Here is a 10,958-nt window from a genome sequence, read left to right as displayed (position 1 = left end):
GTGGGGGAACGGAGGTGAGCGGGAGGGGAACGCCGCTCATGATCCGTGTTACCCGAGGGTTTCGGGCGGGTCTCCACAGGGCATATGCTTCGGGATTCACGGGCGCCGTCGCCCGGGCCGCGCCGGTCGAGCCGGGCGGTTTCCTCCCCGTTCGCGGTCTCGGCGCACCGTCGTGCCGTCCGCATCGCGGGCACGTTCATCCACTTTCCGGGATGGGCCCCATCCTGTAACCTGCACGAAAAATTCCCGCCAGGGCCAACGTCGTCCCCGGTCACAGCACAGATCCGCACCGACGACGACGGAGGAGCCGATGCGTTCTGCGTCCCATCCGGCCAAGCAGGGGATGTACGACCCGGCCAACGAGCACGACGCCTGCGGCGTCGGCTTCGTCGCCAAACTTTCCGGTGAGGCCGACCACGAACTCGTGGATCGGGCGCTGACCGTTCTGCGCAACCTGGAGCACCGCGGTGCCACCGGGAGCGACCCCGACACCGGTGACGGCGCCGGCATCCTCCTCCAGGTCCCGGACGCGTTCCTGCGCGCCGTGGTTCCCTTCGGTCTGCCCGCCGCCGGCGCCTACGCCGTCGGTCTCGGTTTCCTGCCCCCCGACCCGGCCGCCGCCGACGCCGTCGCCGCCCGCATCGACACCCTCGCCGCCGAGGAGGGGCTGGAGGTGCTGGGCTGGCGCGATGTGCCGGTCACCCCGGACCTGCTCGGCGCCGCCTCCCGCGCCACCATGCCCACCTTCCGGCAGCTCTTCGTCGCCGACGCGGACCGCGCCCTCTCCGGCCTGGAGCTGGACCGCCGCGCCTTCGTGCTGCGCAAGCGCGCCGAGCGGGAGGCGGACGTCTACTTCGCCTCGCTCTCCGCGCGCACCCTGGTCTACAAGGGCATGCTGACCACCGGGCAGCTGGAGCCGTTCTTCCCGGACCTCTCCGACCCCCGCACGGCCTCCGCGATCGCGCTGGTGCACTCCCGCTTCTCCACCAACACCTTCCCGAGCTGGCCGCTGGCCCACCCCTACCGGTTCATCGCGCACAACGGCGAGATCAACACCGTCAAGGGCAACCGCAACTGGATGCGGGCCCGCGAGTCGCAGCTGGTCAGCGACCTGTTCGGGGACCCGGAGCGGCTGGAGCGGATCTTCCCCGTCTGCACCCCCGAGGCCTCCGACTCCGCCTCCTTCGACGAGGTGCTGGAACTGCTGCACCTGGGCGGCCGGTCGCTGCCCCACGCCGTGCTGATGATGGTCCCCGAGGCGTGGGAGAACCACGACACGATGGACCCGGCCCGGCGCGCCTTCTACCGTTTCCACTCCACGCTGATGGAGCCGTGGGACGGCCCCGCCTGCGTCACCTTCACCGACGGCACCCGGGTCGGCGCGGTCCTGGACCGCAACGGCCTGCGCCCCGGCCGCTACTGGGTGACCGACGACGGCCTGGTCGTCCTCTCCTCCGAGGTCGGCGTCCTGGACATCGACCCCGCCCGGGTGGTCCGCAAGGGCCGGCTGCAGCCGGGCCGCATGTTCCTCGTGGACACCGACGAGCACCGGATCATCGAGGACGACGAGATCAAGGCGGAGCTGGCCGCCGAGCACCCCTACCAGGAGTGGCTCGAGGCCGGGCTCATCGAACTGCCCGACCTGCCCGACCGCGAGCACATCGTGCACACCCACGCCTCGGTCACCCGCCGGCAGCAGACCTTCGGCTACACCGAGGAGGAACTGCGCGTCCTCCTCACCCCGATGGCCCGCACCGGGGCCGAGCCGATCGGCTCCATGGGCACCGACACCCCCATCGCGGCCCTCTCCGACCGGCCCCGACTGATCTTCGACTACTTCACCCAGCTCTTCGCGCAGGTCACCAACCCCCCGCTGGACGCCATCCGCGAGGAGCTGGTCACCTCGCTGCACTCGGCGCTCGGCCCGCAGGGCAACCTGCTGGAGCCCACCGCGGCCTCCTGCCGCAGCGTGACGCTGCCCTTCCCGGTGATCGACAACGACGAGCTGGCCAAGCTCATCCACATCAACGCCGACGGCGACATGCCCGGCTTCGAGTCCGCCACCATCTCCGGCCTGTACCGGGTGGGCGGCGGGGGTGCCGCGCTGGCCGCCCGGCTGGACGCCATCCGCGACGAGGTGGACACCGCCATCGCCGCGGGTGCCCGGATCATCGTGCTCTCCGACCGCCACTCGGACGCCGAGCACGCCCCCATCCCGTCGCTGCTGCTGACCTCGGCGGTCCACCACCACCTGATCCGCACCCGTCAGCGCACCCGGGTGGGCCTGCTGGTGGAGGCCGGTGACGTGCGCGAGGTGCACCACGTGGCGCTCCTCGTCGGCTACGGCGCCGCGGCCGTGAACCCCTACCTGGCGATGGAGTCGGTGGAGGACCTGGTCCGCGAGGGCACCTTCTTCCGGGACGTGCCCGGCCTCAGCGCCGAGACCGCCATCCGCAACCTCATCAAGGCGCTGGGCAAGGGCGTGCTGAAGGTGATGTCCAAGATGGGCATCTCCACCGTCGCCTCCTACCGCGGTGCGCAGGTCTTCGAGGCGATCGGTCTGGACCAGGAGTTCGTCGAGACCTACTTCAACGGCACCTCCACCAAGATCGGCGGCGTCGGCCTGGACGTCATCGCCGAGGAGGTCGCCGCCCGGCACGCCAAGGCGTACCCCGCCTCGGGCATCGCCGCGGCCCACCGCCGACTGGAGATCGGCGGCGAGTACCAGTGGCGCCGGGAGGGCGAGCCCCACCTGTTCGACCCGGAGACCGTCTTCCGCCTCCAGCACTCCACCCGCGAGGGCCGGTACGACGTCTTCAAGCAGTACACCTCCCGGGTGGACGAGCAGTCCGAGCGACTGATGACCCTGCGCGGCCTGTTCGGCCTGCGCAGCGACCGTCGCCCGGTCCCGATCGAGGAGGTCGAGCCGGTCTCGGAGATCGTCAAGCGGTTCTCCACCGGCGCCATGTCCTACGGCTCCATCTCGCAGGAGGCGCACGAGACGCTCGCGATCGCCATGAACCGGCTGGGCGGCAAGTCCAACACCGGTGAGGGCGGCGAGGACCCCGACCGCCTGTACGACCCCGAGCGCCGCTCGGCGATCAAGCAGGTCGCCTCCGGCCGCTTCGGCGTCACCAGCGAATACCTCGTCAACGCCGACGACATCCAGATCAAGATGGCGCAGGGCGCCAAGCCCGGCGAGGGCGGGCAGCTGCCCGGCCACAAGGTGTACCCGTGGGTGGCGCGCACCCGGCACTCCACGCCGGGCGTGGGGCTGATCTCCCCGCCGCCGCACCACGACATCTACTCCATCGAGGACCTGGCGCAGCTGATCCACGACCTGAAGAACGCCAACCCCTCGGCCCGCATCCACGTGAAGCTGGTCTCCGAGGTCGGCGTGGGCACCGTCGCCGCGGGCGTCTCCAAGGCGCACGCCGACGTGGTCCTGATCTCCGGTCACGACGGCGGCACCGGCGCCTCCCCGCTGACCTCCCTCAAGCACGCGGGCGGTCCCTGGGAGCTGGGCCTGGCCGAGACGCAGCAGACCCTGCTGCTCAACGGGCTGCGCGACCGCATCGTCGTGCAGACCGACGGCCAGCTGAAGACCGGCCGTGACGTGCTGATCGCCGCCCTGCTGGGCGCCGAGGAGTACGGCTTCGCCACCGCGCCGCTGGTGGTCTCCGGCTGCGTGATGATGCGGGTGTGCCACCTGGACACCTGTCCGGTCGGCATCGCGACCCAGAACCCGGTGCTGCGCGCCCGCTACGGCGGCAAGCCGGAGTTCGTGGTCAACTTCTTCGAGTTCGTCGCGCAGGAGGTCCGCGAACTCCTCGCCGAGCTGGGCTTCCGCTCGCTGGACGAGGCCATCGGCCGTGCCGACGTGCTCGATGTCGGTCGCGCCGTGGAGCACTGGAAGGCCTCCGGGCTGGACCTGGCCCCCCTGCTGCACGTCCCGGCGCTGCCGGCCGGCACCGCCCGCCGGTGCACCGTGCCGCAGGACCACGGGCTGGACAGGGCCCTGGACAACGAGCTGATCCGGCTCGCCGCCGACGCCCTGGAGGCGGGGAGCGCGGAGGAGGCCCGGCCGGTGCGCGCCCAGGTGGCCGTGCGCAACATCAACCGCACCGTCGGCACCATGCTCGGCCACGAGGTCACCCGCCGGTTCGGCGGAGCCGGTCTGCCCGACGACACCATCGACATCACCCTCCTCGGCTCCGCCGGCCAGTCCTTCGGCGCCTTCCTCCCGCGCGGGGTCACCCTGCGACTGGAGGGCGACGCCAACGACTACGTCGGCAAGGGCCTGTCCGGCGGCCGGGTCGTCGTGCGGCCCGACCGCTCCGCCGACCACCTCGCGGAGGAGTCGGTCATCGCCGGCAACACCCTCGCCTACGGTGCCACCGGCGGCGAGCTGTTCCTGCGCGGCCGGGTCGGCGAGCGGTTCTGCGTCCGCAACTCCGGCGCCCTGGTGGTGGCCGAGGGCGTGGGCGACCACGGCTGCGAGTACATGACCGGTGGCACCGCCGTCGTCCTCGGCGAGACCGGGCGCAACTTCGGCGCCGGCATGTCCGGTGGCACCGCCTACGTCCTGGACCTGCGCAAGGAGAACGTCAACGCCGGCAACCAGGGCGCGGTCGAGGCGCTCGACGAGAACGACCGGGAGTGGCTGCACGACGTGGTGCGCCGCCACGCGGAGGAGACCGGGTCCACGGTGGCCGCCGCGCTGCTGGCGGACTGGGCCGTCTCCTCGGGCCGGTTCAGCAAGATCCTCCCCACCACCTACAAGGCCGTGCTCGCCGCCAAGGACGCCGCCGAGCGGGCCGGACTCAGCGAGTCCGAGACCCACGAGAAGATGATGGAGGCGGCGACCCATGGCTGACCCGAAGGGCTTTCTGACCACCGATCGCGAGGTCGCCGAGACCCGCCCCGTCCCCGAGCGGCTCCGGGACTGGAACGAGGTGTACGTCCCCGGCTCCCTGCTGCCGATCATCGGCAAGCAGGCCGGCCGCTGCATGGACTGCGGCATCCCGTTCTGTCACAACGGCTGTCCGCTGGGCAACCTCATCCCGGAGTGGAACGACTACGCCTACCGGGGCGACTGGGCGACGGCCAGCGAGCGTCTGCACGCCACCAACAACTTCCCCGAGTTCACCGGGCGGCTGTGCCCGGCGCCCTGCGAGGCGGCCTGCGTGCTGGGCATCAACCAGCCCGCCGTGACCATCAAGAACGTCGAGGTCACCATCATCGACAAGGCGTGGGAGGCCGGCCGGGTCACCCCGCAGCCGCCGGAGCGCCTGTCCGGCAAGACCGTGGCCGTCATCGGCTCCGGTCCGGCCGGACTGGCCGCCGCCCAGCAGCTCACCCGGGCCGGCCACACCGTGGCGGTCTACGAGCGGGCCGACCGGATCGGCGGACTGCTGCGCTACGGCATCCCCGAGTTCAAGATGGAGAAGCGGCACATCAACCGCCGCATCGAACAGATGCGCGCGGAGGGCACCCGCTTCCGCACCGGCGTCGAGGTGGGCCGCGACATCACGGCGAAGGACCTGCGCAAGCGGTACGACGCCGTGGTGATCGCCGCCGGTGCCACCACCGCCCGCGACCTGCCCGTCCCCGGCCGCGAGCTCAAGGGCATCCACCAGGCGATGGAGTACCTGCCGCTGGCCAACAAGGTGCAGGAGGGCGACTTCGTCGCCCCGCCGATCACCGCCGAGGGCAAGCACGTGGTGGTCATCGGCGGCGGCGACACCGGCGCCGACTGCGTGGGCACCGCCCACCGCCAGGGCGCGGCCTCCGTCACCCAGCTGGAGATCATGCCGCGACCGGGCGAGGAGCGGGCCCCCCACCAGCCGTGGCCGACCTTCCCGATGCTCTACAAGGTCACCAGCGCCCACGAGGAGGGCGGCGAGCGGGTCTACTCCGTCTCGACCACCCGCTTCGAGGGCGACGAGGACGGCAACGTGCAGTGGCTGCACCTCGTGGAGGTGGAGTTCGTCGACGGGAAGCTCGTGCAGAAGGAGGGGACCGAGCGGCGCATCCCCGCGCAGCTCGTCACCCTGGCCATGGGCTTCACCGGCACCGACCGGGAGAACGGCCTGGTCGAGCAGTTCGGCCTGGAGCTGGACCCGCGCGGCAACATCGCGCGGGACGCGGAGTACGCCACCAACGTCCCCGGCGTGTTCGTCGCCGGTGACGCCGGCCGCGGTCAGTCGCTGATCGTGTGGGCCATCGCCGAGGGCCGGGCCGCCGCGCGCGGCGTGGACCGGCTGCTGACCGGTGGACACAGCGACCTGCCGTATCCGATCCGTCCCACCGACCGGGCGCTGACGGCCTGACGGGCCCGGACCCGGGACGCCCCGGGTCCGGTCGCCCCGGGCCGCGCAGCCCCGCCCCGAACGGGACCGCACAACGGCGTGCGGATACCGGCCGCGGCGCCCGCCCTCCCCGACCGGAAGAAGGCGGGCGCCGCGGCGTGCCCGGATCCGGGTCGCGCGGCGCTCAACCGGTGGTGTGGAACTCCTCGCCCAGCAGGTCCATGCCGGTGACCGCGTCCACCAGGACCCGGTCGCCGACCTCGGAGTCGAGTTCCACCGCGACCTCGTCGATGAGGAGCACCTCGGTGCACACCTCGACGTCCGGGTCCTCCACGGACCAGCCGCCGAGGATGATCAGGTCCTCGGTCTCGTGCACCCGGGCGCCCCACTCCAGGTCGCAGTCCCCGTGGCCCACCAGGGCGGTCACGGTGGTGTCGGAGGGGTCGGGCTCGACCACGCCCTCCAGCCGCCACAGCTCGTCCGAGGAGGAGGCCAGGGGCTCCACCTCCGGCCACTGCTCCTCGATGTCCTCGGCCCGGTCGTGGAACGCCTCGTCGGAGGGCTCCTCCGCATCCCCGCCGGCGTCCCCGGCGTCCCCGGCGTCCGTGTCGTCCTCCCCGCCGGTGTCGCCCCCCGCGGTCTCCCCGCCGGTCGGTGGCGCGGTGCCGGGCGCGCCGTTGTCGTCGGTCGCGTCGCCGCAGGCCGTCAGGGTGAGGGCCGTCGCGGCGACCAGGGCGACCAGGGTCGCCCCGGTCCCTCGCCGTCCGCCGCGCGGGGTGTGTCGGATACCGCCCATGGTGTCCTCCCGAGTCTCGGTGGGGTCGGGTCCGGCGTGTCCGCCGGACCCGCTGATTCGGTTGCGTACCGTGGCGTCCCCCGTCGGTCCGGGCGGTCGTTCCCGTGCCCGGACCCGTGGGTCCGACGCGCTCCGGTGGCTCCGGGTTCCCCCGCCGAGTCGATTCGAGCCGGCTGTCGGTGCCCGGCGCTACGATCCGCCCATGAGCCCCGTCCACCAGTACTCCGCCCGGGTCCGCTGGACCGGGGACCGCGGTGTCGGCACCGTCGATTACCGCTCCTACGGCCGTGATCACGAGATCACCGCCGACGGTCCGCCGCCCATACCCGGCGCCTCGGCACCGATGTACCGGGGGGATCGGGCCCGCTGGAATCCCGAGCAGTTGCTCCTCGCGGCCCTCGCCCAGTGCCACATGCTCTCCTACCTGCATCAATGCGCCGACGCGGGAGTGGTGGTGACCGCCTACGAGGACGAGCCGGTGGGTGATCTGTCGACCCGGGCCGGAGGTGGTCGTTTCACCGGGGCGGTCCTGCGCCCCCGGGTGGAGGTGGCCGAGGAGGGGATGGTCGACAGCGCCCGACGGCTGCACGGCCCGGCCTCCGAGGCGTGTTTCATCGCCGCGTCGATGGCCTTCCCGGTTCGCCACGAACCCGTGATCACCGTGCGTTCCTCCTGACACCGGCGCCCGCGACGCCCGATGCGCGGACACCCCGGGCGCCTCCCGGGACCCGCGACGTACAGTCACGACGTGAGCCACAGCGAGACCGATCACCCCGACACCGTCGTCGGCGCCGCCGGGAGCGGCGCGGTCGCGGATCCCGCCGTCCGCGCCGAACTCACCCGCCTGCGGGAGAGCATCGACAACATCGACGCCGCCGTCGTGCACATGCTCGCCGAGCGCTTCAAGTGCACCCAGCAGGTCGGCCGGCTCAAGGCCGAGCACCGGCTGCCGCCCGCCGACCCCGAACGGGAGGCCCGCCAGATCGCCCGCCTGCGAAACCTCGCGGAGAACGCCCGGCTCGATCCGGCCTTCGCGGAGAAACTGCTCAACTTCATCATCGCCGAGGTCATCCGGCACCACGAGACGATCGCCGGCTCCGGCGGAACCGGGGAGTGACCCCCGGTCGGAGCCGGTCGGGCACGTGGTGTCCGCCCGCGCGGCGCGCGGCGCGCCACAACCCGGCTGCGTTCCCCCCGTCCCCCGGGGCAGCATGGAGTCATGCCGCTGCCCTCCCTCACGCGTGACGAGGCGCGCACCCGCGCCGGTCTCCTGGACATCGACCGCTACGTCATCGACCTCGACCTCACCCGGGGCGAGGAGACGTTCGGGTCGACCACCACCATTCGCTTCACCGCCCGCGAGGAGGGGGACACCTTCGTCGAACTGCGTCCGACCACCCTGCACGGCGCCCGTCTGGACGGGCGCGAACTGGACCCCGCCGCGCTCGTGGACGGTCGTCTGCCACTGACCGGCCTGACGGCCGGGGAACACGAACTCACCCTGGTGGCGGACATGCCGTACTCGCGCACGGGCGAGGGGATGCACCGCTTCACCGATCCGGAGGACGGCCTCACCTACCTCTACAGCATGTGCTGCATGACCGAGGCACCCCTGGTCTACGCGGCCTTCGACCAACCCGATCTCAAGGCGGTCTTCGAGGTGTCGGTCACCGCGCCGCCGGAGTGGACCGTGCTGGGCAACGGGGTGGCCGAGCGGGTTCCCGGCGAGCCGGGTCGCTGGAGATGCGCCCCCACCCCGCCCATCAGCACCTACCTGATGGCGGTCGCCGCGGGCCCATGGCACTCCCTGCGCTTCGAGCACGCGGGCCTCCCCTTCGGGCTCCACGTGCGCCGCTCCCTGGCGGCCCATCTGGACAAGGACGCCGAGGAGATCGCGGAGATCACCCGCCGGGCCTTCGACCACTACCACCGCATCTTCGACGAGCCCTACCCCTTCGACTCCTACGATCAGGCGTTCGTCCCCGAGTTCAACGCCGGGGCGATGGAGAACCCCGGGCTGGTCACCTTCCGCGACGAGTTCATCCCGCGCTCGGCGGTCACCGACACCCAGCGTCAACTGCGCGGCGTGGTCATCGCCCACGAGATGGCCCACATGTGGTTCGGCGACCTGGTGACCCTGCGCTGGTGGGACGACATCTGGCTCAACGAGTCCTTCGCCGAGTACATGGGGTATCAGGTGCTCGCCGAGGCCACGGAGTTCCGGCCGTGGACGGAGTTCGCGGTCTCCCGCAAGGGATGGGGGTACGACGCCGACCAGCGGCCCTCCACCCACCCGGTGGCCCCGGACCCCGAAGCCGTCCCGGACACCGCCTCCGCCTGGCTCAACTTCGACGGCATCTCCTACGCCAAGGGCGCCTCCGCCCTCCGGCAACTGGTCACCTGGCTGGGGGAGGACGTCTTCCTCGCCGGCATCAACGACCACTTCGCCCGCCACCGCTTCGGCAACGCGACCCTCGCCGACTTCATCGACTCCCTGTCCCGGGCCTCGGGACGGGACGTCGGGGTGTGGGCCGACCGGTGGTTGCGCACCACGGGGCCCGACACCTTCGTGCCGGTGATCACCGACGCGGACGGCGAGTGGCGGCTGGACCTCCGGCACGAGGGCAGCCGCCCGCACCGGTTGGACGTCGGCATCTACGACCGGGCGCCCGATCTGCCCACCGTCGCCGTGCAGCGGGACCTGGTGCGGATCGAGGCGGTGGTCCGGCCGGACGACGCCGATCCGGCGGAGCCGGTGCCGGGCATCTCCCGCACCTTCCAGGGCGAGCCGCCCGCCCTGTTGGTCGTCAACGACGGGGACCTGACCTACGCCAAGGTCCGGCTGGACCCCACGTCCTGGCACTCCGCCAGGGACCTTCTCTCCTCCCTGCCCGATCCGCTGACCCGGGCGGTGGTGTGGAACGCCGCCCGTGACATGGTCCGGGACGCGGAGCTGGACCCCAAGCAGTACCTGGCCGCGGCCCGCCGCCAGTTGCCCCTCGAAACGGACACCGCCCTGGTGGAGGGGGTTCTCTCCTTCGCCAGGGGGCGGATCGCCGACCTCTACCTCTCGGGTGAGGAGCGCACGGCGGCGCTGGTGGCTCTCGCGGAGACCGCCCGCGAGATCCTCCTGGCCGGGGGTCGGGACCCGTCCTCGGCCCTGCGGCTCATCGCCGTGCGGGTGTTGATCGACACCGTGACCGATCCGGTGGAGCCGCGGGCCTGGCTGGCGGCCGGTACCTTCCCCGGCGGGCCCGAGTTGGACCCCGAGCTGCGGTGGCGGGTCCTGCACCGGCTGGCGGTGCTGGGCGCCGTCGACGAGCGGGAGATCGCCGAGGAGGCCGAGCGGGACCCGGCGGCCACCGGGCGGGAGGGAGCCGCCCGCTGCCGCGCCGCCCTCCCGACCGAACAGGCCAAGGCCGATGCCTGGGAGGGGATGTTCGGGGAGGGCGACGACCTGTCCGTCTATCTGTTCACCGCCACCGCGCAGGGTTTCTGGCACCCGGAGCAGTCGGGGCTGCTGGTGCCCTGGGCGGAACGGTATTTCACCGATGTCGTCCGGTTGGCCAACCGGCGCGGGCACGCGGTGACCGAGGCGGCGTGCCGCCACGGTTTCCCGCGCGGGCTGGTCGGCGAGGAACTGCTGCGTCGGGGGGAGGCGGCGCTCGCCGGTCCGGATGTCACCGCCACGCTGCGGCGCGGACTCATGGATCAGCTGGACGACCTGCGGCGCGCCCTGCGGGTGCGCGGGGAACGCGTCTGATCACCCTTCGAATCCCCTTGCGGTTTTCCCGGGGATCGTCGGGAACGCCCCGGCCCCGACGCGTGCTCGCGCGTCGGGGCCGGGGCGC

6 protein-coding genes are annotated in these 10,958 nt (G+C 72.3%); 5 read left to right on the top strand and 1 reads right to left on the bottom strand.

Translation table 11 applies throughout. The features are described from left to right. Window positions 1-310: 310 nt before the first annotated feature. Together gltB and FOE67_RS06745 are read left to right on the top strand one after the other, a co-directional pair. Window positions 311-4,876 carry a glutamate synthase large subunit gene (gene gltB / locus FOE67_RS06750; protein ID WP_228473625.1) on the top strand — a complete coding sequence of 1,522 codons (4,566 nt, stop codon included), beginning with the start codon at window positions 311-313 and terminating at the stop codon, window positions 4,874-4,876. Beyond that, window positions 4,869-6,332 carry a glutamate synthase subunit beta gene (locus FOE67_RS06745; protein ID WP_182661466.1) on the top strand — a complete coding sequence of 488 codons (1,464 nt, stop codon included), beginning with the start codon at window positions 4,869-4,871 and terminating at the stop codon, window positions 6,330-6,332. Before gltB ends, FOE67_RS06745 begins: the two co-directional genes overlap by 8 nt. A 163-nt stretch (window positions 6,333-6,495) precedes the next feature. Here the strand turns inward: FOE67_RS06745 and FOE67_RS06740 are convergent, their stop codons facing one another. Continuing rightward, window positions 6,496-7,107 carry a hypothetical protein gene (locus FOE67_RS06740; protein WP_182661464.1) on the bottom strand — a complete coding sequence of 204 codons (612 nt, stop codon included), beginning with the start codon at window positions 7,105-7,107 and terminating at the stop codon, window positions 6,496-6,498. Window positions 7,108-7,309: 202 nt separating this feature from the next. On the opposite strand from FOE67_RS06740, the gene FOE67_RS06735 reads away from it, so the two are divergent. The 3 genes from FOE67_RS06735 (at window position 7,310) to pepN (ending at window position 10,870) form a co-directional block, all read left to right on the top strand. Further along, the gene (locus FOE67_RS06735) at window positions 7,310-7,783 is read left to right on the top strand and encodes an OsmC family protein (protein ID WP_182661462.1); all 474 of its coding nucleotides are present in this window, start codon (window positions 7,310-7,312) and stop codon (window positions 7,781-7,783) included. A 72-nt stretch (window positions 7,784-7,855) separates the two neighbouring features. Continuing rightward, window positions 7,856-8,224, top strand: coding sequence for a chorismate mutase (locus FOE67_RS06730; RefSeq protein WP_182661460.1), 369 nt, complete (start codon window positions 7,856-7,858; stop codon window positions 8,222-8,224). Between the two features lie 102 nt (window positions 8,225-8,326). Further along, on the top strand, window positions 8,327-10,870 hold the full coding sequence (pepN, locus tag FOE67_RS06725; protein WP_228473624.1) for an aminopeptidase N: 2,544 nt from the start codon (window positions 8,327-8,329) through the stop codon (window positions 10,868-10,870). The last annotated feature ends 88 nt before the right edge of the window (window positions 10,871-10,958 follow it).

This window comes from Streptomyces calidiresistens (assembly GCF_014141525.1).
GTDB lineage: Bacteria > Actinomycetota > Actinomycetes > Streptomycetales > Streptomycetaceae > Streptomyces > Streptomyces calidiresistens.
The sequence above is the reverse complement of the archived record's forward strand: the minus strand, read 5'-3'. Positions and strand labels throughout refer to the sequence as shown.

What these genes read in the sequence shown, in the direction of transcription:
- gltB (WP_228473625.1), top strand. Translation starts at nt 311, where the DNA reads ATGCGTTCTGCGTCCCATCCGGCCAAGCAGGGGATGTACGACCCGGCC.
- FOE67_RS06745 (WP_182661466.1), top strand. Translation starts at nt 4,869, where the DNA reads ATGGCTGACCCGAAGGGCTTTCTGACCACCGATCGCGAGGTCGCCGAG.
- FOE67_RS06740 (WP_182661464.1), bottom strand. Translation starts at nt 7,107, where the DNA reads ATGGGCGGTATCCGACACACCCCGCGCGGCGGACGGCGAGGGACCGGG.
- FOE67_RS06735 (WP_182661462.1), top strand. Translation starts at nt 7,310, where the DNA reads ATGAGCCCCGTCCACCAGTACTCCGCCCGGGTCCGCTGGACCGGGGAC.
- pepN (WP_228473624.1), top strand. Translation starts at nt 8,327, where the DNA reads ATGCCGCTGCCCTCCCTCACGCGTGACGAGGCGCGCACCCGCGCCGGT.